General features: G+C 47.4%; 21 protein-coding genes and 1 pseudogene. 2 read left to right on the top strand and 20 right to left on the bottom strand.

The window, feature by feature from the left end; all coding sequences use genetic code 11:
* Window positions 1–13: 13 nt before the first annotated feature.
* The 7 genes from ASG34_RS12975 to ASG34_RS12945 form a co-directional block, all read right to left on the bottom strand.
* Window positions 14–1,045, bottom strand: a complete 1,032-nt coding sequence (locus ASG34_RS12975; protein ID WP_235559806.1) for a hypothetical protein — start codon at window positions 1,043–1,045, stop codon at window positions 14–16.
* 33 nt (window positions 1,046–1,078) lie between these two features.
* Complete coding sequence (locus ASG34_RS12970) at window positions 1,079–1,867, bottom strand: hypothetical protein (protein WP_235559805.1); 789 nt, start codon at window positions 1,865–1,867, stop codon at window positions 1,079–1,081.
* Window positions 1,868–1,921: 54 nt separating this feature from the next.
* Entirely contained in the window at window positions 1,922–2,302 is a 381-nt protein-coding gene (locus ASG34_RS12965; protein WP_229007229.1) for a DUF6152 family protein, read from the bottom strand.
* A gap of 97 nt (window positions 2,303–2,399) precedes the next feature.
* A complete protein-coding gene (locus ASG34_RS12960; protein WP_055831195.1) occupies window positions 2,400–2,804 on the bottom strand; it encodes an ExbD/TolR family protein in 405 nt (134 codons plus the stop codon).
* Window positions 2,804–3,532, bottom strand: a complete 729-nt coding sequence (locus tag ASG34_RS12955; RefSeq protein ID WP_055831193.1) for a MotA/TolQ/ExbB proton channel family protein — start codon at window positions 3,530–3,532, stop codon at window positions 2,804–2,806. Before ASG34_RS12955 ends, ASG34_RS12960 begins: the two co-directional genes overlap by 1 nt.
* Window positions 3,533–3,544: 12 nt before the next feature.
* Entirely contained in the window at window positions 3,545–4,390 is an 846-nt protein-coding gene (locus ASG34_RS12950; RefSeq protein ID WP_055831191.1) for an energy transducer TonB, read from the bottom strand.
* A gap of 268 nt (window positions 4,391–4,658) precedes the next feature.
* Entirely contained in the window at window positions 4,659–5,774 is a 1,116-nt protein-coding gene (locus ASG34_RS12945) for a sigma-54 interaction domain-containing protein (RefSeq protein ID WP_082504918.1), read from the bottom strand.
* A gap of 342 nt (window positions 5,775–6,116) precedes the next feature.
* Here ASG34_RS12945 and ASG34_RS12940 point away from each other — a divergent pair, with 342 nt between their 5' ends.
* Window positions 6,117–8,249: a TonB-dependent receptor gene (locus tag ASG34_RS12940; protein WP_055831189.1), complete on the top strand. Its 2,133-nt coding sequence runs from the start codon at window positions 6,117–6,119 to the stop codon at window positions 8,247–8,249.
* 20 nt (window positions 8,250–8,269) lie between these two features.
* Window positions 8,270–9,688, top strand: a complete 1,419-nt coding sequence (locus tag ASG34_RS12935) for a PepSY domain-containing protein (protein WP_082504917.1) — start codon at window positions 8,270–8,272, stop codon at window positions 9,686–9,688.
* Window positions 9,689–9,690: 2 nt separating this feature from the next.
* Here the strand turns inward: ASG34_RS12935 and ASG34_RS12930 are convergent, their stop codons facing one another.
* From ASG34_RS12930 to ASG34_RS12860, 13 genes and pseudogenes are all read right to left on the bottom strand, one after another.
* A complete protein-coding gene (locus tag ASG34_RS12930; RefSeq protein WP_055831186.1) occupies window positions 9,691–10,263 on the bottom strand; it encodes a hypothetical protein in 573 nt (190 codons plus the stop codon).
* 114 nt (window positions 10,264–10,377) lie between these two features.
* On the bottom strand, window positions 10,378–10,992 hold the full coding sequence (locus ASG34_RS12925; RefSeq protein WP_055831185.1) for a cytochrome c: 615 nt from the start codon (window positions 10,990–10,992) through the stop codon (window positions 10,378–10,380).
* A gap of 31 nt (window positions 10,993–11,023) precedes the next feature.
* Window positions 11,024–11,500, bottom strand: a complete 477-nt coding sequence (locus ASG34_RS12920) for a DUF6644 family protein (RefSeq protein ID WP_055831184.1) — start codon at window positions 11,498–11,500, stop codon at window positions 11,024–11,026.
* A 25-nt stretch (window positions 11,501–11,525) separates the two neighbouring features.
* The gene (locus ASG34_RS12915; RefSeq protein ID WP_055831183.1) at window positions 11,526–12,035 is read right to left on the bottom strand and encodes a hypothetical protein; all 510 of its coding nucleotides are present in this window, start codon (window positions 12,033–12,035) and stop codon (window positions 11,526–11,528) included.
* A gap of 405 nt (window positions 12,036–12,440) precedes the next feature.
* The gene (locus ASG34_RS12905) at window positions 12,441–13,328 is read right to left on the bottom strand and encodes a dienelactone hydrolase family protein (protein ID WP_055831181.1); all 888 of its coding nucleotides are present in this window, start codon (window positions 13,326–13,328) and stop codon (window positions 12,441–12,443) included.
* 31 nt (window positions 13,329–13,359) lie between these two features.
* On the bottom strand, window positions 13,360–14,712 hold the full coding sequence (locus tag ASG34_RS12900) for an SMP-30/gluconolactonase/LRE family protein (RefSeq protein WP_055831179.1): 1,353 nt from the start codon (window positions 14,710–14,712) through the stop codon (window positions 13,360–13,362).
* A 282-nt stretch (window positions 14,713–14,994) separates the two neighbouring features.
* Window positions 14,995–17,046: pseudogene (locus ASG34_RS14205) on the bottom strand (TonB-dependent receptor).
* Between the two features lie 272 nt (window positions 17,047–17,318).
* On the bottom strand, window positions 17,319–18,983 hold the full coding sequence (locus ASG34_RS12885) for a TonB family protein (RefSeq protein ID WP_162239326.1): 1,665 nt from the start codon (window positions 18,981–18,983) through the stop codon (window positions 17,319–17,321).
* Between the two features lie 404 nt (window positions 18,984–19,387).
* Complete coding sequence (locus ASG34_RS12880) at window positions 19,388–19,672, bottom strand: metal/formaldehyde-sensitive transcriptional repressor (RefSeq protein WP_055831170.1); 285 nt, start codon at window positions 19,670–19,672, stop codon at window positions 19,388–19,390.
* A 68-nt stretch (window positions 19,673–19,740) separates the two neighbouring features.
* Window positions 19,741–20,361, bottom strand: coding sequence for a redoxin family protein (locus ASG34_RS12875; RefSeq protein ID WP_055831168.1), 621 nt, complete (start codon window positions 20,359–20,361; stop codon window positions 19,741–19,743).
* Window positions 20,362–20,395: 34 nt separating this feature from the next.
* The gene (locus tag ASG34_RS12870) at window positions 20,396–22,504 is read right to left on the bottom strand and encodes a protein-disulfide reductase DsbD family protein (RefSeq protein WP_235559804.1); all 2,109 of its coding nucleotides are present in this window, start codon (window positions 22,502–22,504) and stop codon (window positions 20,396–20,398) included.
* Window positions 22,501–23,031: a GlcG/HbpS family heme-binding protein gene (locus tag ASG34_RS12865; RefSeq protein ID WP_055831166.1), complete on the bottom strand. Its 531-nt coding sequence runs from the start codon at window positions 23,029–23,031 to the stop codon at window positions 22,501–22,503. The genes ASG34_RS12870 and ASG34_RS12865 overlap by 4 nt, the downstream gene beginning before the upstream one ends.
* Before the next feature lie 94 nt (window positions 23,032–23,125).
* Complete coding sequence (locus tag ASG34_RS12860) at window positions 23,126–25,870, bottom strand: TonB-dependent receptor domain-containing protein (protein WP_055831165.1); 2,745 nt, start codon at window positions 25,868–25,870, stop codon at window positions 23,126–23,128.
* Between the last annotated feature and the right edge of the window lie 95 nt (window positions 25,871–25,965).

Below are 25,965 nucleotides of genomic sequence, written 5' to 3'. Positions count from 1 at the left end.
TTGGAAATATTTGTTATTTAACTAACACCTGTGGCGTGTCTGTTGCACCTAAACCGAAGCCACCATTGTTTTCAAAGCATATACGTTCATCATGTTCCAAATACTTGGCGCTGGTTTTAGTTTTTGCCCAGCGGGCTTCCAGGTTCCAGCCATCAGAATCCTCTGCTTCGGTATACTTAATGGCAGGAATGGTGATGGTGAAAGGCCGTGTATAGATGGTCGGATCATCAAACGTGCCTTCGTAATTAAAACGTTTGCCATCGTCTGAAAAAATATATTTTTCTTTGATAGTGGCATTCTCACTGACGAACTCACCTGAGCGTCCGAACAGTGCTTTTCCGTTATGATTACTCACATCAACTACCAGCGTATTGCCTTCCCAATGCCCTCTGGAATCACCGTTCCATAGTTTTAATTTGGAAGGCAGATGTGGTTTGTTATCCAGGTGGATAATCCGGCTGCCGTTATCAAATACAAACAATACATACCCTGGATATTGCAAAATATCATAACCGTGCCAGTAAAAGGATTTTGGTACGCCACCCGGTGCGCATCGTGCGTTTGGCTCTACATGACCTGGGTTGGTGGGGTTATGAAAGCCTATCCTGAACTGTTCCACCTTTTCCTTGGCCCATGGCTGGAAAGGGAATTTGCCATCCTGAGGATCGCTGATTCGGCTTGGTGCCCGCTCTTCACGTGGCCCCAGTGGTTTTTTTCTGGCTTCGTAAATCACCCCTGCTTGCGGGTCTTCCAGATTGCTGTGATTACCAATCGTGTTCGACCACAAGCCACTAATGTCAGGTTGGCCATCCGGCAACCGCGGACCACTCCATTTTCCTGAGACCAGTTTAGGAAATGAAGTTTCACGGGCAATCCTGGTCTGACCAGGTGGCGTGACAACCGGTGTTGCAGCTACTGGCTGAGCCTTGCTCTTAGCTTCATCGGCAGCCAGCGATGACTCTGACGCTGCCATTGCGCACAAAGCAAGGAAAATACTGGAGTACCCTGAAAAGCGCTTAATACCATGTTTAATCATATGATTCATTGACCATTCATTTGTTTTAACTGAGTTACTGAGCTATTTAGTGTCCGGCTTTGGCGGGTAATGTTGCTCGTACTCGAGGGTGTGGCGGTAATCTTCAATAAGCTGAAAGTTTTTTTCTGGGTGGCGATGCAAATAAACAGTAATGTTCCATGGACGGCTAAACACATTTTTGTCTTCAATCGTGGCCTTGTATTCAATCGTGTTAGCATCAGCCAGCTTCCAGCGCTCCACAACGTGCAGTGCATCACTGTGAAAGTTACCTGAACGATCCAGCCAGGTTTTATCATTAAAGTGCTTCACGTCAACAACCAGGGTATCGCCTTCCCAATGACCACGGGAGTCGCCTAACCACCAGTCGTTAGGATCATCAGGATGCTCGGTATTGTTGGTGTGTATAGTGCGTACCGAGTGTCCAAATTGATGCACGATAGTGATATCACGTGGCCGCTGGAATAGCTGGATGGGTTCACGGTAATAGATGCCACGTGGTACGCCGAGCGTGGCACCTCTCAAGCGTGGATCTGCGGTGAACCTGTTTTCAAAATTCTTCTTTCGCTGCTCTAGAGCTTGCGGCAGGTACGGAATCTCTCCACCCTCCACCACACCCACACCAGAAGAAGCATCAGCGCGTGCAATATGCGGCTCCAAATCTTCATCTGCCGAACTGGTGGTCTCCCATATACCGGAAAAATCCGGTTTTTTGTCAGCTCCGCGAGGAATTTTGGCATCGTGGGCAAATACATGATCAACCGGTAAAAAAAAGGCCAACACCATGAAAGACAGCAAAGTCGCTATTTCTTTCACACGTTGCCCGGATTGCATCCTTAAAGGCATCAACTGAAATCCCATTCTTTTAATTTTTTGTCATCAGTGACATTAGTTAGTGGTACCTGCAGACGGCAATGCTGGTGCGTCCTGTGCACCGCCAGTCTGGAATACCCGGCCATCGGCCAATTTGATAGAAGTGGAATAGGCGAATTTCTTACCATTCTTCGATAAATAACCATTGATGACTACTTCAGTACCTGATGGCAACACAGTTTTGGTCAGGCCTTTTTGTTTGAGGCTGAAAGGTGCCCCAAACTCAAATCCCCAGTTGCTGACTGTGCCATCGGCTTCTTTTACATCAACATATACCCAGCTATGCGGGTTCACCCACTCGGCTTTGGTGACCACACCTTTAATTTCAATCGGCTTCAAAGCATCAAACTCTGCCGAAAAAGCATGGTGTGCAGTCACATTCTGTGCACTTAACATTAAGCCGGTTGTTATTACGGCTAAAGTCCCCTTAAAGCACACAAAACTATTTAATTTAGTCATTCTTTAAATCTCCACTATTTTCTCTACGCTTGTATTACTCAGCTTTAGTTAACACAGCCAATTTGGATATGCCTACACGTTCCACTATCGCCATCACCTTTGCAACAGACCCGTAATTCACTTCATCGTCTGAACTCAGATGAAACACCTGTTCCGGACGTTGCTGGTAAATCGTTTTCAACTTGCTTTCAAGCTCGGTCAAGGGCACTTGATCTTTATCCACGTAAACATCGCCTTTGGCGTCTACACTTAGTGTCACAGGTTTAAGCTGGTCGGTAGGTTTGGTTGCAACCGTTTTAGGCAAATTCACGGAGATTGCATTGGTCATCACCGGGGCAGTCACAATAAATGCCACCAGCAATACCAACATCACATCCACTAACGGGGTTACGTTGATCTCACTCAGGACGTCGTCGCCATCGCTTGAACTAAAAGACATTAAGCTATCGCTCCTTTCAGGTTACGCACTACATTAGCTTCTTGAGTTGTACTGCCAGTTTCAATACGTGGCTGGAAAGTCACGCGACGGGATACTTTGATCAAGTCTGCGGCAAAATCATCCAGGTTGTCGCTGCTGGTCTTCAAGCGGCGCAGGAAGAAGTTATAGGCAAGCACCGCCGGTACCGCTACAGCAATACCAATTGCAGTCGCAATCAATGCTTCACCAATCGGGCCTGCAACGACTTCCAAGCTGGCAGAGCCCAGACGGCTGATGTCAGTCAGCGCGTGCATAATGCCCCACACCGTACCAAACAGACCGACGAATGGCGCAGTACTACCAATACTAGCCAGCACTACCAGGCCGGCTTCACGGATAAAACGCTCTTTTTTAATCTGCTGTTTTAACGCACGCTCCAGTACATCCTGGCGGTCACCGGAGTGCTGTAGATCACCACCAGCGCCTGATGAAGCATCAAACTCTTTCAGTGCATGAAAACCCACTTGGGCGACACGATAAGCAGGGCCTGCATGCCCTTCTAACTTAGAAGCTGCATTCAAATCGGACGCAGACCAGAATGCGCCACGGAATTTAACGTTTTGACGGCGGATCAGCCACACCTGATAGGCCTTAATTAAAATCAAAACCCAGGTGAAAATTGAGCCGATGACTAATACAATCAATACGCCTTGTACGACTGCAGATGTTGATGAAGATACTTCTAACATAATCTAAATTCCTTATTGTTCAGGATTAAAAATAATTGGCACAGTAGCCCAGCCATCGATAGGTGTGCTGCCACGCTTAGAGGGTACGAAAGTCCATTTCATGACAGTATTTACAGCCGCATCATCAAGTACTTTCTTACCGGTTGATTTTTTGACTGTTGCACTCTCAGGGGCTCCGCTTGCCAACACTCGTACACGCAATATGACTGTTCCACCCCACCCGTTTCTTAATGCCGCACCGGGATAATCAGGTTTGGGGTTATTCAAATAGCCTGCGTTAGCAGAAGCTTCTGTTACAGGTTCTTCAACCTTGGGTGCAGGCGGTGCTGGTGGTGGCGCTACTTCGGGTATCGGTGCGCTTTTGTCCAGCGGACCGCTGGCTGCCATCACCGGCGCACTGGTTGCCTCTGCCTTGGTGTTTTCTTGCACGGTCAAATCAGTCGGCGCCACATTTTCAACCGCAGGCGCCGTTTTAAGTGCTGCGATGGGCTGGGGTGGCGGCGGTGCTACTTTCTGTATTTTTGGTGGCGGCGGAGGCGGTGGTGGCGGAGGCGGCTCTACCACCGGCGGTGGAATTTCAGGTTTGATAAACTCAATCGCCACCTCATGCTTAGGTTCAACAACCAAAGGAGGCTGCTCGTAATTAAGATATGCCCATACGGCAGCCAGGTGCAGTAAAACAATGCCTGTACCAGCCCAAATGTAAACACTCTTTTTTAGCTCGCCATCAAACTGCAACCCTTGCTTGATAGCAATCCGCTCCAGTTTTGCAGCCAATTGTGCCGTTGGCTTTGCCAACTGGCTAAAAGTTTTGTCATCAAATGCATCAACTACATAACGACTTAGTGAACTCGACATCAATTATTCCCTTAAGCAAGCGTACATATGCATAATCTCTTGCTTTGTACATCCATGAAATATTGCTTTATATATACAATTTTTGTGCCAACATAAAAAACTATTAATATTCAATTGGTTAAGACATAAATCGCATTTCTTCCAATGGTTAACTGTCTCTGTAGAAACAACTACTGTTGCGTGGCAAACAGTCCTCATGGCTACAAAAAAGCCACTCGTTGTTTTGAGTGGCGTTTGAGACTACCTGTTAAAAACTAGCAAAAGTTAATTACTGGATAATCCCGTATTGCTTTAAATAAGCCCTTAACACATTACGGCTAATCCCCAGCACCCGCGCCGTTTGCACTTGGTTCTGGTGTGAATATTCATAAGCTTTGAGCACTATTCTTTTAACGCAATTCTCAAGCAATTCATCTGGCTCCAGTTTGAAATATTCACTCAGCAAAGCATCCATCTGATCTTCAAGTGACAAACTATTGCTTACCCCGGAGCCTGCAAGACTTTGCAAACTTGGCAAGTTCAAATCCGATGGCTTCAGCAATTTGCCGTCGCACACCAGTAATGCCCGGTGAATGACATTTTCCAGTTCACGGATATTTCCCGGCCATGGATAATCATTCATCAATTTAATTGTGTCTGATGTCAGCTGCGGCTTCACCGTATGCAAGCGATTGCGATAGACCTCCAGAAAATGTTCAACCAGAGGCAAAATATCCCCCTTACGATCTCGCAAAGGCGGGATCTCAATGGGGACCACTTTAATCCGGTAGTACAAGTCTTCCCTGAACCTGCCTGCATTCACGGCTTCCACCAGGTTCACATTGGTCGCAGCTATCAGCCGCACATCAATTGGAACCGGTTTTCGGGAACCTATCGGCGTCACTTCACGCTCCTGTAAAACCCTGAGCAACTTCACCTGGGTGGAGAGAGGTAAATCTCCGATTTCATCCAGGAATAAGGTCCCGCCGTTGGCAGTCTCGAACCATCCTTTTTTGGAACCGACGGCGCCGGTAAACGCACCTCGCTCGTAACCGAATAATTCACTTTCAACCAATGTTTCTGAAAAGGCACCGCAATTGATGGCCGCAAATGGGCCCGCTTTTCTTGGGCTTAAATTATGGATGTGTCTTGCTACCAACTCCTTGCCCGTGCCAGTTTCACCTTTGATCAAAGCAGTAGCATCACTTGGCGCTACCTTTTCAATCAAAGAAAGTAACTGCTTGGATTTCTCATCAGAATAAATAAGTGCGCTTGCTCTAACGGATAAACTTAAACGTTGTGGATTGGGAAAAAGAACAATCTTGTCCTCTCCCGAAAGGTTTTCATCAAACTCGGATGCTGTCCATACTCCCTCGCCCGCATTGTCACGATCATTTCTCGCCATTTATGTATCCGTCACGTGGTATTTATTTTCAAAAACGTGAAAGATACGCTTGCTACATAATAATTACAAATAACATTTTGTCATTCACTTATATCAAATAGTTATTAAAAAATCGGCAATTCTACTGCTTGCGCTGCAACAGTTCTCAATAGTCAATTGCTGCAAAATCAACAGAGGCAACATTAAAATAAAAAGCGAAAATCATACAAGCCATTGATTAAAAGAGTTTTTAATAAGATGGCACACATTCTGCTATGAATCGGGTACTATAGGCGCCTCCCCTATTTATATAGGCCACCCCCCTATAAAATAACTGTATTTATAACTAGAAAGAATTGATTCATGTCACGCCGAGCTAAGCCCTCATATTCGTATTTATCTGCATTATTTTTATCACTGGCAGCTTTAACAGAATTTCAACAAGCAATGGCTGCTGAAGAGGAGTTACCCGCTGTAGAAGTGAAAGGTAAACAAGAACAAGAGTCGTCTATTAATTTGAAAGCGAAAACCAGTACTGGTAGCCGCCTTGGATTAACCAATTTGGAAACACCCGCCAGTGTTGAAACACTGGATGCCGAAACAGTGAAACTTCGTGGCGATTTCAGCATACGCGAAGCTGTTTCCCGAACTACAGGTTTCACAGATATTAGCAACCTGGGCACCGGTGTTGCTTACTCTGCCCGTGGCTTCACCGGCAATAACTCTGTAGCTCAAGCAGAAGATGGGATACGTTTGCTAGTCGCGGCTACGACCATCACCTACCCCTCCGATAGTTGGGGCTATGAAAGATTCGAAGTATTGCGTGGCCCGGCATCAGTATTGTTCGGTGACGCTTCAGTCGGCGGCATTGTGAACAGCATCCGCAAAGCACCTAGTCGTGAATTTTCATTGCAAGGCCTGGTAAGTGGTGGCACACAAGGAGCCTATCGTTTAGGGATAGGCGGTACAGCACCGGTGGGTGAAGTGGGGGCCGTACGTATTGATGCATCGGCTTCGGGCGGTCAGGGACATGTGGATGATGGACGTTATTACAGTCACAAGTTAATGACTAATTTTGAGATCAAGCCAAGTGATACGCTCAAGCTGAACTTTATCTATGATCATAGTGATGAAAATCCTATGAATTACACTGGCATCCCATTAAAGAATGGCCGGATTAAAAGTGAGCTGCGTGACGAGAATTACAATGTAGACAATGCTATTCAAGAATTCCTGGATGACAGATTGAAAGCCAAGTTGGACTGGGATATTTCAGACTCTCTGAAACTTACTAACACAGCCTACTGGTTTAACTCACGCAGGCATTGGCGTGGAGTTGAATTGTACGCTTTAGGCGCTACTCCTAATACCGTCGACAGGAACACTTATACCGAGATACAGCACAAACAAAGGCAACTGGGTAACCAGACTATTCTCGCCGGCACGAGTGAGCTTTGGAATCATGAAAACAAATGGTCTATTGGCTATGAAGTTGCTCGAGTTGATTTCCAGTATTTTGACAACTTCTACTTGGGCAATGACCCGAGTAGTACGGTTGATATTAGCAACAGCAATCCTGGCTTGTTTCAAACCATAGACCCAACGCTAAAGGAATTTACCTCCAAGACAGTGCAACAAGCCTTGTTCGTAGAAGACGCTTTTCGCATTACGCCTGACCTAACCTTAAGTGCAGGTCTTCGCCAAGACTGGATCGACCTTGATCATACTGCCACCCTTCCTTACAGAACCACTGATTACAACAAGCAGTTCTCTCCCTTCTCATTCCGTCTGGGTGCTACTTACCTGTTCTCACCGAACACATCACTATATGGTCAATGGAGTCAAGGTTCTGACCCTGTCTCTACGATTGTTAGCACACGTTCAAACAATCGCAACTTTAAACTTACCTCGGCAGAGCAGGCTGAAATTGGTATCAAGCATGTGCTCGATAATCGAAAAGGCGAGTTTACTGTGGCTATCTACGATATCAGCAAGGATGATATTCTCACGCGTGATCCCAGCAACCCAACGCAGACGGTACAGGGGGGCAAGCAATCATCCAGGGGCATAGAGTTTTCTGCTTCATTATTACCGCTTGATCATTGGCGCACAGACTTTAACCTTGCTATTCTGGATGCTCAATATGACGAATTGCGTGAAGGTAGTGCGGGTATTTCGCGTGCAGGCAACACCCCAGTTGATGTTCCGGAGCGTGGAGCTAATGCGTGGGTCTATTACCAGCAACCATTGTGGCAAGCCGGACTAGGTGCACGTTTCGTTGGTGAACGTTATTCGAATAATGCAAATACGACAAAATTGCCTGGCTATACCGTTTATGACGCTAATGTAGCTTGGCACATTAATAAAAATGTCACACTGCGTGGCAGCATCCGCAATTTGACCAACAAGCTTTATGCGGCTGTCTCTTACGATACCGAGCAGTTTCTCATTGGTGAATCTCGCCGTGCCGAAATTAGGGGCGAGTTTAACTTTTAAGCAAGCATCTTGAGTTAGTTGTGCGATATCTGTATCTTACCCATCGATGGCTGGGCCTTATTCTTGGCCCACTCGTCGTGCTCTGGCTGTTATCCGGGGTAGTGATGTTATTTGTCAGCTATCCCTCTCTCACAAATGAAGAACAGCTGGGTCACCTGCAGACATTACAGCGCGATTTGGTAAAGGTTTCACCCGAAACCGCCTGGCATTCAATTTCTGGACAATCTCTAGAGACAACTCCAATAAAAATCCAGCTGGAGATGCAACAAAGCCGACCGGTATACTATTTTTTAACAGATCACTGGCGTGCGGTCTGGGCCGACTCCGCGAGTAGAGTTTTCATTGATCGTGAGATGGCTATCCGAAATGCACTGGCTTTCCAACCGGCGGAACACGTTAGTAAAGTGAGTTTGATTGCACTTGATCAGTGGTCTTTTTCCGGCAGGCTGAATCCCCATCGCCCGCTTTATAAAGTCTCGCTGAATGACGAAAACAAGTCCGAAATATATATCTCCAGCCGCACCGGACAAATAGTGCTTGAAACCAGCCGGCATGAAAGATTCTGGAACTGGCTGGGTTCAATCACCCACTGGGTTTACTTCACAGAGTTGCGCGCTAACAGAGAGGTCTGGCGGCAAGTGATTTTATGGCCCGCCGGTTTTGCTATTGCGTTATCGGCGATTGGCATCTGGATAGGCATATTAAGAATGCGGCTGGCTTCACGTTATAGCCGAAATCGACATACCCCCTATCGCGGCCTTATGCGTATACATCATGTTGCGGGTTATACACTGGGGTTGATTTTATTTACCTGGTTATTCAGCGGCTGGCTTTCGATGACACCGATGAACTGGCTGTCTGACCGCAGTTTATCCGATCAAGAATTACATAACTGGCAAGGCCAGCCGGTTTCTTTAGATGATTACCGACTACCAGACCATTTTTCGGCCGAGACAAAACTCCTTGAATGGACCTCATTTTCGGGAAAGGTAGGTGTCATTAGCCATCATTTAGATAAGACCCAAAGGCTAGAGCCGGTGAGCGGCAATGCATTGCCAGCATACACACTGCAACAATTACAGGCAGCTGTCAGGGATTTACAAACAGCATCTCTGACATCTATCGAATGGCTCCCTGAACAAGGAGACGCCTATTACACAACGCATAACAAGCACCTTCCTATCGCGCGTGCCAGTTTTGCGTGTGATTCTAATGTGAGCTATTACATCAATGCAGTCACAGGGGAAATCGTTTCCAGCCAGGATACACGTAGCCGATCTTATCGATGGCTGTTTACGGCACTGCACACATGGAACTTCCCAGGGATTGAACCGCAATTCTGGCGCAGGTTGTTAATTATTCTGCTATCTATCGCCGGGCTGACTATTAGTCTGACTGGCCTTTACTATGGCTTTAAACGTTTGTCATTGCAGCGTTAAACCTAATAATGATTGCGGCGCAACTCAGAAGGAATATAACTCCATTTGGGAATCCACAGCAAAGCGATTAAAGACCCTATCGCCCCTGCTATCGCAATAAATATCATAGCCGGATGCTCAACAATCTGCTCCGGATAAATACTGACAAACGCGCCCAAGCCTATGGCATTTCCGCCTGCTACTAACACTGCCGCAGCATAATCATGAAAGCGGCGGGCCTTATTGGCCCCCATCGCCCATTTCGGGTCAGTGTTATAGCTTGGCATATGCGTATGGGCATTATCCAGCCTCTCAAGCTCGGACAGGAAACGGCGCAGATTGGTAATTGCTCGTTCTGATTTGTAATCCAGGAATGCAAGACTAGTGGAAGCCACGGGGAATCCAAGCACCAACCATTCTATTGGTAAAGGGTCACTCGCTACACCAGAAGGTTTAAGTGCCACCAGGGCTGCAAGCAAACTGACTGTCAGCGTCACATACAGGGTCAGGGCCTGCTGCCGTTGCGTAATGCGGGCATTGACCTCTTGCGAAGCAGAAATAAACCGGTAATTGGCATCCACGATATTTTTTGACATGGTATTGACTCCGCTTTAACAGTGGGTTCATCAATGAGTTTAGCTGAAACAAAAAAACCGGAATAGCCTTCTGAAAAAGCAGAAGCTATTCCGGTTGAGCCAATCAGTGAATTGCTAACTTACATCTGCAAGCTTGATTAAACGTGCGAATAGCCCTGACTCAGCCTGACCTAATGGCTTCCATGAAACAGGGCGCTTATCATTCGGGTACCAATAGGCAGAGTGGCAAGCTTCACAAGCTTTTTCTATACCCTCGCCAGCTTTAAGCAAAGCCTCAGGATTTTTCTCATCAATTGCGATTAGCGCAATTTTGGTTGCTTCCTGTAGCCCCTGAGCTTTTAAGGCAAAATCAGCGTGATTATTGCGGATAAGCTCCTCAATCTTTTTGGGGTCTTCTTCAACAGGGTGTATGGAAGTACTGGCCCCGGTCACCGCAACCTGCCGGTCAGGGATCTGCAATAAATTACCTGCCTCTATCAACGCAATGGCATGCTGCCTGAGTACAGCCCACTCTGCATCTGTAGCAGGTGCTTTTTCCTCAACCCCCTCTTTTGTGACCGTAGTGGAGACGGAATTCCAGATAGGGTCCACATGAGGGTCAATCACCGAAAGCATCAGCTCCTGCAAGGTGCCAAATGGCTTGATTCCGTCCGGAATTTCTGTTGTTTGTTTACTGCACGCAGTAATCACCAGATAAAACGTGGTTAAAAACACTACCTTTACATTCATGTATAAACTTGCTTTCTATTGCGATTGAAGTCTAATTCAAAAAACCGATTGCACGTCCTGCAAATGCAACCCCAAACCACAGGGTGAGGCTCAGTGTTGCTGCGGATATTGCGACCACAGGTTTTGGATTCTCTTTACGCGTCACCAGCCTTGTGATCGTGAAATGCACTACCAGCACCGCGGCCAGCAGATAGAACTTCAGCCAGAATGCAGGATTCGGGTAATACAATGACGCGCTCGGCAGAAGAATAAACAAGCCGGATATGGCAACCAGTACCAATCCAGCCAGGATCAAGGGATTAGTGACTTTAGCCAGATAAGGGATGGGTTGCTTGCGCAATCCAAACCCAATCAGGCGCAGGTTTACGATTAATACGGCAGTTAAAATCAGCAGGAATCCCAGTATATGAAATAGTTGTGCAACTGCACCGGCAAATGCATTCAACTGCGAAATATACAGGCTTACCTGATTGGTTTGTAGTTCATTAAAAAAAGCTTCTGTGGTCATGATCTGGTTCTCGCAATTACTTAGATTAGAATCTGGATTGGGTTGCTTCAAGGTATGGAATCAACCGCCCCAATATAACGACGCCGCTCCATGAAATCAGCGAAACCCAGCCTGCCAGCTTGGCGCCTGCCGGAAATTGAGCCTGCTGACCCCATACTTGTACAGTCCTGCCAAACTTCAGTTCAAACCAAAGTGCATTGAAACCGGCGACCACAATGAGTGCCAGTTTGAGTGGGAAAACCGGTATTTCCCAGATACGCGGGCCTTCAGCCCATAACAAAATAATGCCGGTGACAAAGGTGATCAGGAAACCCACCAATACATAAGGCCTGAAATTATGTAGCACTTCATTGACGGGCACTTGCTTGAGGAATACCCCAATCAGCCGTAGATCAGTTGCTATAATCAAGCCCAACGATAGTGCCAGCCCGATCAAATGAATGCCTTCCAGCAACGGAAACAGATATAGTGATTCGCGCACACTGGTACCAAACTCTGAGTCATGCAGAATTTGTAGAAATTGAATAATGGTCATGAATGTCCCTAAAAATAGTAGCTGATACGATTAGGCCCAAATCTCAGTATTTAGTAGCTATCATCCGCTTCAATACTTGTTTTTATAGGCTTATCCCCTATGGCTGTAGCAGACTCCATGCCATCTATTAGCCCAAGCAAAATACTTATTTAAGTATATGATTTATATATGATTTATCAACAAACCGCACAATGATTGATGGTGATACCAGGAAGCGGCTGTTGCCTGCGCAACAAATGGCTCGAGAGGGTGTTGATTACCCAGCAATGAGTGAAAATAGAAGGACTACAAAAAAGAAAGGTATGCTACGCCCTGCCCCCATTAAAGAGGGATTTAATCAGGGCATAACATACACAGAGATTGCAGCAATTTACTGATGTCAGCTTAATTGCTGCGGGGAGATAGTCAGGCCAGGTGTTGACGGAAAAACTGCACCGTCCTTCCCCAGGCTAACTTTGCAGCTTCCGCGTCGTATCGCGGCGTTGTATCGTTATTGAAACCATGCTGGACATCAGGGTAAATAAACGCCTGATAATTCACTTTTGCGGCTTTTAGTGCGGCCTCATATTTAGGCCAACCAGCATTGATGCGTTCATCCTGGCCTGCATAATGCAGCAATAAAGGCGCCTTGATTTTGGCGACTTCTTCATCAGCAGGCTGCCCACCATAGAAAGGAACGGCTGCCCCAAGATCGGAGACTTTAGTCGCCAGGAAATTGGAAATACCGCCGCCATAACAAAAGCCGACCACGCCAACTTTGCCATTACCTTGCGGCAGTTTTTTCAGTGCAGTCGCTGAGGCAATAAAATCTTCACGGCTTTTAGCCTGGTCCAGCTTCTGGAAAAGTTCACGCGCCTTGTCTTCATCGCCAGGATATCCACCGAGCGGGAATAAGGCATCAGGGGCAAATGCGATAAAGCCATCCACAGCCAGACGGCGCGCGATATCTTCAATATGCGGGTTCAAGCCGCGGTTTTCATGCACAACCAGCACAGTCGGCAACTTGCCTTTGGCATTGGCAGGCGTGACCAGATAGCCGCGCACTTTGCCGTAACCATTGGGCGAATCAATTTCAATGTACTCTGCCTTGATCCGCACATCAGACTCTTCGACTTGCCTGGCCTGGGCAAATTTGGGCGTCAAAGCCGCCAGCAGGCCGCTGGCAGTCACCCCAGCAACTGTATATTTACCAGCCTGGTTCAGAAAGTCACGCCGACTGATATCCCCGTGCACAAACTTTTCAAACAGCCCCAATACTTCCGGATGAAAATCCTTCGCTGTTTTTTGCGTCATTCAAATTCTCCGTAATGTCAGTGATCAATGGTTATTTAGCGCGGCCAAGGAAGCCTTGCGCCAGCAATGGGATACGGTAAGCGGCGCCACGGCCAACTACCACCAGGGTTTTCTTGTCCTTGCCGGCAAAAGCCAAATTCTGTGGTTTGTTAGGCAAAGCAATAATACCCAGCTTCTCACCTTTGGCAGAAAATACCTCTACACCGGAGTTGGTAGCCACATAGACACGGTTTTCAGCGTCAATCGCAATACCATCTGCACCACTGGCAAACTCACCTGCCGGGTTTTTCTGGTAACCATCCAGCTTGGCGAAATCACGCTTGTTGGACAATGAGCCATCAGCCTTGATGTCGTAGGCGATCAGGAATTGGTTGGCAGTATCAGCCACGTACAATACTTTTTCGTCTGTGCTCAACTGTACACCGTTAGGACGCTTGAGGTCATTGATAACACGGGTAGTTTTCCCATCAGGCGTGATGTAGTAAACAGCAGGGCGGGCTGCTTCCGCATCTTTTTCTTCAGGCTTGGGTATCACACCGATGTCAGTGAAGTAAATTCCGCCTTTTTTGTCCAGCACCAAATCATTCGGACGCTGGAAAGGTTTGCCCTCAAAGTTGTTAGACAGCACTTTTTCATGGCCGGCCGGATAAACGATACCTACTTGCGGTTTCAGGTTTTGCACCGAGATCAGGTCACCCTTTGGTGTAAATGCCAGGCCATTAGAACCGTTACTGTTCTGCAGGAAAATCGAAACACCACGGTCTTCTTTTAATTGTGTAATGCGGTTGGCGCGAGTTTCAGTAAAGATCGCCGAACCGTCAGGCAAAGTGATAGGACCTTCAGTGCCTTCAAAACCTTCATAAAGAAACTCGTATTTCGTGCCTTTGGCGACTACGCCAGGAATATCGGCATTTACTTCATACTTCGGCGTTGGCGGTGTGATGCGAGTCAGTGCACCGCCCTGTGCTTCGTAATCCTGCACGCCAATCGCACCCACTACTTTGTAGCCTTTCCCAATCAGCAAATCAGCAGCTGCATGGGCTCGACCGGCATGGTTGGAAATAGTAGCGATCTGTTTATCTTTAGGGATGTAATCCAGGTACTGTTCAAGTTCTTTGGACTGGATGTTCAGGTATACAGGAAAGCCGCCAATCTTGATCAGCTCATCAGGGCGACGAAGATCGATCAGCACGTAGTCGCTAGGTTTGGCAAGGATGGCATCCACATCCGCTTTATCCAGTTTTTTTGAGATAGGTGGTTTTTTCGCTTCTTGTGTATTGGCTGGTGCAGTATTTGTTGCGCCAGTGTTACTTACACCGCCGGCATAAGATAACGTTGCCGCAGAAAGAAATAGTGAAGCCACTACCAGATGAATTTTTTTCATTGTAATCCTTTTATAGGTCTAACAGAGTGATGCAATACATGCATAGCCGTGACCATGACATGCGATATCGGCCATTACTATTGCAACCTGCGTGCCAGCTTTTGAAGTGTGGGATGACTAGCTTCAGGCCTGGAGTTTTTCTATCTAATCAATTGATCTAAAAAGGAATTTTATAAAATGAAAATGGCACGTTAATCACGTGCCATTCAAAGGGATTTACCAGGCTGTTTACTATGCAACAGTTGCCGTATCAGCATGTTGCATTAGAAACAATCATTAGTCTTAAAAGTTGTAGCGCAAACCTACGCGTAATGTGCGTGGTTCCAGCGGATGAACCAGACGTCCATCAATGCCCTGTCCACCGCCGCAACCTGCCCCATCCTGACGCGAGCAGGCGCCGCCCCAATACTCGATGTCATTTGCCTTGCGATTCAACAGATTAAGGATGCTGGCAGACAGTTGCCAGTGTGGGTTGAATTGATAGTCCAGCCTGGCGTTTGCTGTCAAAAATGAAGATGATGTTTGCGTACCGGTTTCTTCCAATGCATAAGAACCGATATAACGTACCCTGATGCCGCCGGACCAATGGCTGCCATCATCATAGTTAGCCGCCAGCGATGCACTTACCGGGATAGCGTTAGGCACATGACGGCCACCGTTTTCTTCGCGGTCAAACCTGGCTTTTGATAACGCCAGATCGGCATCCAGGAAGAAATAATCTGACAAAGTCAGATGGTTAGTCCACTCAACCCCGTAGCGATGTGAACTACCGCGTGGTTCAGTGATTCCTTCGTCGCCAACAAACACCAATTCGGAAGCAGATTTTACCTGCCACACTGCCAATGCTGTTTGCCAACCTTCAAATGGTGCTGCACGCAGTCCTAATTCACCGCCTGTACTTTTGGCGAGTAATGGCACCCGCTCGGCTGGCAAGCCATCAACTGCATTATTGGTGATGACGGCACCACGGATATCATTACTATGGAAACCGCGGCCCCAGTTAGCATAAAATTCAAGTTAATTGAATGGTGCAATCGCTAAACCCAACTTAGGGCTGACCTGATGTGCAGTCTCACTGCCGCCATTCGCCAGGTTGAATTGGCCGCCACGGGCATTTACATCGGCAGAAATGGTGTCATACCGTAAGCCGACATTAGTGCGCAGCCAAGATAACCAAGGCGTTTTCAGTTCAGTATAAAGAGCGCTGCCGGTCTGGTTAACCTTATTTTGACTGACTGTATTGGTACGCACACGATTGACGGTGTCATACAAACCCAGAGCTCCGATGCGGTCATGGCGCAACTGCGCACCGGCAATCACTTCGGTATTAAACCAGCCCTCAGGTAATAACCAATGCTTTTCGGCCTGGCCGCCAAACAGAATCCTGTGATCTTCCTGCTCATGCTGGTCGCCATCAGGGCCATTGATATAACCTGATGGTGCGCTGAAAAGGTTTAAGCCATAGTCGATCACCCAGGCATTGATTTTCCGGTAAGAATGCTCATCACTCTGGTTCCATTCACCTGACAAACTGATGCGATGAGTTTTGCCGCCATCATTGGGAACCAATGTACCAAAGCGGCCAATCTCGCCGCTATCAATGGCCCGTTGCGGTACATGCTCGCTGGCTACCCAGGTGCTTTTATAGGCCATGGCAGTAATGATGTAACCGTCACTGGCTGTCCCTTCACTGATACTGCCATGCAGATTGACCTTGTTCAGGTTTTGCGACTGGTCCCAAGGGCCATCATACCCAACCAGTTCAGCAGCACCCAACAGCTGGCGGCCGTTCCACTCGGCACTTCCGGCTGTCAAAAAACGCTGGTACTGGTATTCACCAACGGTCAATGCTGCGAAAGGCGTTTTGAGCGAGCGTTTGTACTGGATACGCGCCGAACCAGTGGTATTAAAATCCCCATCTTCAGCGGCATATGGGCCTTTCTGGTAACGCAGGCCTCCTATCAGTTCCGGAATCAGGAAATTAAGGTCCATATAGCCCTGGCCGTGAGCATGGCTGACCATATTGATAGGCATACCGTTCACATAAGTAGCAAAGTCACTGCCATGATCCAGATTAAAGCCGCGCAGGAAATACTGGTTGGCCTTGCCATCACCAGAATGCTGCGTCACGATGAGTCCCGGCACGGTTTCCAGCACTTCACCCGGACGCAGGAATGGCCGGTGTGCCAACTGCTTTTCAGTCACTTTTCCATCTGAAGCAGAATCCGCAACCCCAATCAATGCATGGATTTCGGCTCTGACTTCAATGGCCGGTAATGTATCTTTGGCTTCAGCATTTACGGAAGTTGTCCATGCGGTCGCCAATAGTGCCATCAACCAGCACCAGCCATTATTCTTCTTATACATCTAAATCCCTTATTTATTTCGTTAAGACAAAAGCGACGACGATAATAATGGATAGGGGGCTTCCCTATCAGGGGATTTACATAACAGGAGTTATGCCCATTCCTGACATATGATTGAAATCAAATAGTTAGCCGATAAAAATGGTAAGCAGACAAAAAGCATGTGCTGTTATATACACATTTTTCTAACAATTGCTCGCCATGAAGCAGCCAAATACCGGAAAAGCTAAAAAATGCTGTTTAATTATTGGCTGCCGAGTAGATTACCGGAATACTTACCAACACATCCACCGGCTCACCCTTAACAGTAGGAGGTTTGAAAAACCAGCGTGAGACGGTGGTCATGGCGAGCCAGTCCAGCTCAGGGTTAGTAGATTTGAGTATATGTGGTAACTGCACCGCCCCATTTTTATCGATGGTGAATTCCACCAGCACTTTTTCAGCACTTTTAACCTCATAACCATAAGGCAATTCTGCAACAGGTGAATAAATCGCTTGCGGTTTTTGGTCCAGGTGTGCGAGTTTGTAAACAGGTGCTTTGACTTCTTTAGAGTGCCGCAATATCCGGTAAACATCGCTGTCGTAAAGCGTATCCTTGCTATTCCTGGAAAATTCATACCCTATCTTCAGGCTAGCCCATGCCCCTACCTGCTCCTTGATAGCCGGAGTGAACACGCATGAAGCCAGCATCGCCCGTGTCGCCGCTGCAAAATCCTGGTGACTGGCTTCTGTTATATTGATGTCCGCCGGATGGCCAGTAGGATCAATCAGCACTGTCGCCGCCACTTTTCCCGTCACTTTTTTTTGGAACAATTCAAACGGATAAACCAGCGGTGCAACAACTTTAAAGGTAGGCAAAGCATCCAGCTTGACCTGCTCCGGGACATCTCCAGTGGTTTCAACTTCAGGATCGAGACCTATACTGTAAGGCTTGTTATCCTCACTATTCGAACCAAACCTGAAGGGGTATCTGAATAAAGAAGGCACAGCTTTCCCGTTAACCATCGCCGGTTTTATTTCTGATGAAGCTACCACTTTAAATACTTCTCTTTCAAAAGCCGGGTGATCGGACCTTATTACCTCAATCTGGGAAATCTCGCCTTTTTCATCCACCAAAGCCTGCAAGGTGACGGCCCCGCTTTTGTGGAAGCCAGCCAAAGTTTCCGGAAATTTGAGACGCGCCCTATGTGTGAACCTGGGTGGGGTAAATTTATTACCGACGGGATTTCCCTTGTCAAACTCACCCTCGACTCTTACGCCATTTGGCCAGGAAATGATTGCATGGCCATTCATTAAGCTGTTAAGGAAATCTCCTTCATAGCGCATGCCATAATTCCATACCAGGGTTCCTTTTCCATTTTTAAGGCCATGTACAAACATACCGTTAAATTCGCTATCCAGCGTCTGCGCATAAGCCTCACCATACAGCAATCCTTTATGGAACGTTCCTTTGAGTTTATTGACAGTCTTTCCTTCGTACACAGCGATGACCTCGCCAGCGCCTTCTATAAAGCCGTTTTGACACTCTCCATTCCATTCATACTTTGCCAATTGCTGCAAATAGTTATCAAATAGTTTGCAGCCGTTTTGGTCTTTGACCCAATAGCGCTTGTTGATTTGTTTGGGAGTAAGTACCACCACTTCTTTTCCGGAGAAGCAGATGGAGACACTGACCCAGTCTTCCACGGCTACACCATGGGCCTGCTTGGGAATGAACTTCCATTGCTTTACACCTTCCAGTGCGGCTTGATCCAGGTTTTTGTGATTGCTGGATTTTTCTACGGCAATCTCTTTCACTTCGCCTGAGGCTGCAACCAGGACCTTGAGTACCGTGATACCATCTTCTCGGGATTTAAGCGATTCTGCGGGATATACAGGGATGGGCTGGGTTATTGTATGATCCACAAGCGCCATTGAAAAAATATTTGCCGCGACTTCGGCCTGGCTGGTAGTGGATAACAATAGGCAGATACATGCCAGCAGAAATTTGGGAGTAGTCAAACGTATGAGAGAATTTTTTAACGATGTCATAGCGATTTAGTATTTTTATGCTGTCGGATTAAACTTTATAATTGAATATTCTCAGTTTTGCCACTGACACTGACTTTTAGCTTAAGACCGTTTCTTTCAAGCGAGACTGCTGTGGACTAGAGTCTGCTCAGGAATACCTACACCCTCCAGCACAGCCTATCCATCACAGAATGAAACAAGGCAAATCACGACTGTTTAACGGTAAAAAAGCGGAAATGCTGGCGTAAATTTTTGTCACTCTTTTAATTTAATATGACCGGCGCGCACTCGCGAGAGGTTTATTTCAAATACGTCTTTAGCACATTGATTACTTCGTCGAGATCTTCCTGATGATTGTGTCCGGCTTCATCGCCTTGATGTGCATACCCCAGATGCTCGCGGATATGCCCTTCCAGCGCTTCAGACATCAAACCGTCAATTGCGCCACGCACGGAGGCAACCTGGTGCAGAAAATTAGCGCATGCCACACCGTTATACAGTGACTTTTCCAGCGCATCGATTTGACCTTTGATACGGTTAATGCGCAGGCCAAGTTTTTTATTATTTTCCGTGATGTGAGACATGGTGTTCCTTAAAAATAATGCCGGGGCAGAATAACTGGCTCCCGGCATTGATGGTCAAGTCGAGAGAATTAGCTTGAATACTTAATTGAGCAACCATAAGGCTTGGTGCTAGCGTGCGGCACTTTCTTGCCATCAGCCAATGCTGCCCATACTTCGCGCACGTAGTTGTTTGCTTTTGGCAGATCTTCTACTTTGGCAGTTGGAATGTCATCAATGCCGCCTTTGTAGACCAGGATGCCTTTAGGATCAACAATGTAAATGTGCGGTGTCGTCTGTGCGCCGTAAGCCTGGCCAATTTTTCCATTCGCATCCAGCACCACATAAGCAGGTTTTGCGCTTCTGGATTCATTCAGTTTGGTGGCTTCTGCACCACTCACATGGCCTTGTTTACCTTCTGCGGATGAGTTTACTTGTACCCATACAATATTCTTAGCGGCTGCGTCTTTTTGCAGTTGTGGAATATTACCACTTTCATAGTGTTTTTTTACAAACGGGCATTCGTGGTTGGTCCACTCCAGCACCACTGTTTTGCCTTTCAGCGAATCCAGGCTGAGCTTGCCGCCATCTGCTGTAGTGCCAGTGAATGCCGGTGCCGGTTTATCTATAATGGCTTCTGCAGAAACTGACTGGCTGAATACGCCAATCGCCAAACCGATCAAGGTATGAGTAAAAATTTGCTTAATTTGCATGATAGCTCCTGGGTTGTATAAAAGTTGTGGTTAATTAAGGTTGGATATGGGAAAGCACACTGGCTGGCGTCAGTATCTGTGGCAGCTCAATCGGCTTACCGGCATGTCCCGCGGGATAAAACACGTACAAGGGCACACCACTGCGCCCGAACTTAGTCAGAATTTTGGTGATTTCGGCATCTTTGTTGGTCCAGTCGCCTTTTAAATACGTAATTCCCTGTTGTTCGAATGCCTGTACGACTTCGGGCTGGCTAAGCGCGACCTTCTCATTGACCAGGCAACTGATGCACCAGGCCGCAGTAAAATTCAGGAACACCGGTTTGCCTTCTGCCAGCAGCGACTCAAGTTTTTCGGCCGAATACGGCTGCCAATTTTGTTTTAGGGATTTAGCCTGTTTATCAGGCAAAGCTTCAGTGGGAGTTTCGGCCAGTAAAGTGACCAGCCCGATAGCAAGTCCCACCACCAGCACTACGCCAGCATTTGCAAATTTAAGCCTGGTGGATGAAGCGCCCCTGCTGATGGCATAGATCCATGCAGCCAATGCAATCAATACAAAACCACTGAGGACCAGGACTACCGCCAGCTCGCCTTGCTGCTGGGCCAGCACCCACACCAGCCATACGGCGGCTGCATACATGGGGAATGCAAAAAACTGCTTGGTGTATTCCATCCATATACCCGGTTTTGGCAATACTTTTTGCAGGCCAGGCCAACTGGTGAGCAGCAGATAAGGAAATGCCAGGCCCAGACCGAGACTGATAAAAATCACTATCAATTCAGGTGCTGGGCGCGCCAGCGCAAACCCTAAGGCAGCGGCCATAAATGGTGCAGTACAAGGCGTCGCCACTATGGTGGCGAGTACACCGGTAAAGAAACTGCCCCAATAGCCAGGCTTATCCGCCAGATGACTGCCTACGCCACTGATACCGCCACCAATGGTAAACACGCCGGATAAATTCAAGCCGACAGTAAACATCAGGTAAGTCATCAGGAACACAAACCATGCTGACTGGAACTGGAAGCCCCAGCCCACCTGTGCCCCACCCGCTTTTAACAAAACCAGAACCAGGGCTAGCGCAACGAAGCTGACAACCACACCAAGGGTATAAACAAGCCCTTGCCTGATCAGCTCACCGCGACCGAGACTGGAATGCGAGATGAGAGAAAGTGCTTTGATAGACAGTACCGGAAACACACAAGGCATCAGGTTGAGGACCATGCCGCCTGCGAACGCCAGAAAAATCGCCAGCAACAGGCTGTCAGTGCCTGTTTCAGCGGGACTGGATTCAGTCACGGTTTGCAGTTTGGGGTTCAGTAAATAACCGCTGGTTTCAGTGCTCTGCTCCTTTGCAATTAACACGCCTTCCAGTGCTTCGCCGGGTTGCAGCGGCATATCTCCGGCATGCAATTCTATGGCGATGCCAGTAGCGGTTTTTGTAACTACCTGCTCATGGCTTTGGGCAATCTTTCCCCATTCGTAAGGATAAAACCAGATATCCTTCACTGCTGAATCAGCCAGTTCGGGCGCATCCACCAGTAATGTCAATGAACCATCACTGCCTTGCAAACGGACAGGCCAGCTTACTTTGGCAGGCTGTCTTTCCAATGCCAGATCGATATCGGGGGCAGCAGTTTTCTGCCCTTGGCCAGCGGCTACCACTGGCAAATCCAGCGATAAAACAACTTGCTGTGGAATACATTCTTCCTTGCACACCAGCCAGTCGACCACCGCCTGAACTTTCAGCGGTTTGCCAGGTTTTAAATCGGCTGGCAATTTCAACGGCGTGGGTAATGTCACGCTATTTTCATAGCCGTAATTCACAATCGGGCCCATTTTGAAACGATCCGGCAACGGCCAGACCACATCACCCGCTTCTACTGGCTGGGAAAACTTCCAGCCTATGGTAGTCACCGTTCCGGAGTCCCCAGGGTTACGCCAATAGGTATGCCAGTGAGGCAGAATATCGAGTTTGATCCCCAAAATAATTTGCTCACCTGGCGCAATGTGGCTATGTGAAGAAATCAAGGTGGCTGTCACCTGCGGTGTGCTGGCCTGATTTGAAGCCGCCATGACAGGCAGGCTTAATCCCATCCAGAGGACCCACAACATCAGGTTTCTGATGGAATAACCTTTAAACATCATTGTGCGAGCCTGGCCTGGATTTTCTGTAAACCGGCAATGGCGCAAGGCTCATCCGTACGGCCACCACCTACACCAATTGCGCCGATAATTTCGTCACCAACCTTAATCAGGATACCGCCGGGACGACCATTGATATTGGGGTTAGCAGCGACAGCATCAGCAAATGCCTTATCTGTTTTTGCCTGCTCGAACAAAGCGCTGGTACTTTTCTTGTATTGCAGCGCGGTCTGCGCCTTGACTGTGCTGGAACTGACGCCTCGTGGTGAAGTGCCATCTGCTGCCAGCAAAGCTTTTAACACGCCTGCAGAATCGACCACACTGGCAGCGACAGTTTGCGCACCATCTGCGGCACAGGCTTCAACGGCAACTTTTGCTGCTTCAACTGCCAGCGTAAGTGATGGCCCTTTGGCGGCAGGCACCCTGGCAGGCGTATTGGCTGGGGGTGAGGGAGGATCTTCGGCCATCACCGGATTCGCCAGACCTGCGTACAACAAAACCAGAAAAACACTTACTGATAATTTTTTCATAACATTCTTTCTAAGTCTTATAAATGCTTAAGCGTCACCTCTCTTTGAGAAAGCGACGCAGCATATCTGGCTAAATAATTAGGTAGTCATCCATTTACATCCTGGCGCGGAAAGCAATGCCAAGTGTGCGTCCATAACCTGGCTGCTCGGTAATGGGGCCGGTATTACCAAAGGAGCTAGCGCCGGTTTTATAATCTTTATCAAAGATATTTCTGGCAATCACAGTGAACTCCCACTTGTCGCTAGCGCTGCCGATGCCCACACCACCATCAGTGATGTTGTAAGCATCCTGGTAAGTACTTGCCGCCTGAGTTGCTCCAATGTAGGTACCGGAACGATAAGCATTGTTAACAAAGAAATGTGCACGGTAACCGGCACCAAAGAAGTAGTTGTAATCAGCGCCATAACTCAGAGTCACTTTTGGCGCTCCATGCAATTGGCGGCCAGAGAAATCTACCAGCACCGGGTTAGCGACATCTGTCGTTACACTGTCAAACTCTTTATAGAATGCATCGTTGTAAGCGCCACTGAAATTCAGGCGCAGGTTGGGCGTCGCGGCAAAGGCTGTGGTGAATTCCAGGCCACGTGCAATGACTTCCGGAATATTCCCCAAGAAACCACGCGTATTGTTCAGGTTAGTGGGGGTTGGATCCGGAACAGTGACGTTGCCCTGGTAGTCCTTGATTTGCGTGTAGTACAAGTTCGCATTCAATAGCAAGCGGTTATCAAACAAAAGCGTTTTGAAACCCAACTCGAAGTCGAGTGCCTGCTCCGGCTTTACGTTGAGTGGCCTGCCATAGTCAGCACTGGATGCATCATTATTGAATTCAACAGCCCCTGACTTTTCACCGCGGGCAGCTGATGCATACAACAAGGTTGAATCCGTAAGCTTGTAACTAGGATTAATCAGCCATCCAATCGAATTATCGCGGATGCTTTGTCCATTTCTCCAGTCATAAATACCGTTAAATCCTGCAGCATTGGTGCCAATCGCCTGCTGGTAAAGTCCTTTTGCTGCATTCCAGGCCGCCAAATCAGCAGCATTTCCCAAGTTCAGACCATAACTAGCTGCTTTAGAATCATCCGTACCATCCGCATTTGTAATGGCTTTTCCGGCCCTATCCAACTCTCGTTTGTTTCGACCATCCTTAAATTCCAAGGTATTGCGAAGCCCCAAAGTTAATGTTGCCTTTTCAGTCAAATGCCAATTGACTTGACCAAAGGCAGCATAACTCTTGGTTGTAGGATTTAACACGTAAGAACGGTAAACACCATTTTGCGAATCTTTCAATAACCCCAAGTATCTTGGATCGGCCGATAATGCAGTGTATTGAGCGTTGCTAGCGTTAAATGCACCGCCATCGGGACCAAAGTAACTCGGATCATCAGAGAAGACTTCGGCATCCAAATAGTACATACCTACTTGGTAATCATAAGATTTGTCACCAACAAAATTCAGTCGTAACTCTTGTGAAAATTGACGATTTGATAATTGTTGACCACCATTATTGATATCAAATCGGGTTGCTCCACCATTTTTGATGTCAAACTCCTGGCCACGATAAGCAGTAATAGAGGTGAGCTTATATTCATCGTTTATATCCCAATTGACTTGCACTGAAGCACCACCTTGGTCAGTACGTTGTGGTCGGGCTTGAGAATCCTCAATAGAGTTACTGCCGTATCTAGGCTGATATGGCGTGCCATCTGCGTTATTAAAGTAAGAGCGAGATATTCTTCTCGTGAATGAGTTTGTTCTAGGTGTGCCATCTGCAAAAGTGGCTGGATCAGAAATTAGCACTGATTTGTTCCCATTTTCCACCGTCTGCGTTCTATCCAAAATAGTACGAATAGACAAGTTCTCCGTTGGTGTCAGCAGAAATTGTACCCGCCCGCCTATACGGTTGGTCTCATTCCATGTTTCATTGCTGGAAGGGCCATTACTTTGCCAAGCGTTATCTAGTATCCCGTTTTGTTTATTAAAAAAGAATGAAGCGCGGTAGGCCAGCAGGTCATCTACTAACGGCCCTGTGGCAGAGAACTTACCTATCATCTGGTCATACTCGCCCACACGGCCCTCTACGTTATAACCGGGTGTAAAACTTGGGGCTTTAGTGGTGATATTGATCGCACCCAAAGTAGTGTTTTTACCGAGCAAGGTTCCTTGAGGGCCGCGCAATACTTCAATACGGTCCAGGTCGTTAAAGTCGTTCCATGACTGACCTACATAAGAACTCACAACACCGTCAACAATGACGCCGACCCCAGGTTCCAAGGTGTCGTTAGCACTGTTTTTACCGATACCACGAATCGAAATACTAGTCTGGCGTGGATTACTGCCAAACACACCCAGGTTAGGGACTGCCTTTACCAACTCATTAATCGTGACGATATTGTCGCGATCCAGACGCTTGCCGCCAATTACCTCAACCGGTAGCGGTACATCTTGTGCGATTTCTTCACGCGCACGTGCAGTGACGATCAGCGAATCCAGCACATTTTGTGTAATGCGCTCTTCTTCCTCTGCTTTTGCTGCTTGCTTGGTTTTTGGTGCTGGTGCGGCGTCTGCTGCTGAATCAGCTTCTTCATTACTCGCCGCAGTGCTATCTGTTTTTTTTGAATTCAGGCTTTGCTTCAGGCTTTCAAGTTCTTTTTTAAGGCGTTCATTCTCCGCTTGCAAATCAGCTACTGTAGGATCCGCAGCCATTGAAAGGCCTGGGACTACTAGTGTTGCACCAATGGCCAGACTCACTGCAGATTGCAGCACTTTTCTTTTAAATACGATGGCTGTTTTATTATCAACAGCTCTTATTGCTCTTCTGACTTTTAGTACAGTCATTAAGGTCTCCCTGGTTATTTATGCTTATAAACTCAGGGACCGTATTGGCAATTGCTATGCCAATCATTAAGAAACCTTGTTTGAAGTAAAAAAAA

The organism is Methylophilus sp. Leaf416 (assembly GCF_001424665.1).
In the GTDB taxonomy this organism is placed as follows: domain Bacteria; phylum Pseudomonadota; class Gammaproteobacteria; order Burkholderiales; family Methylophilaceae; genus Methylophilus.
The sequence above is the reverse complement of the archived record's forward strand: the minus strand, read 5'-3'. Positions and strand labels throughout refer to the sequence as shown.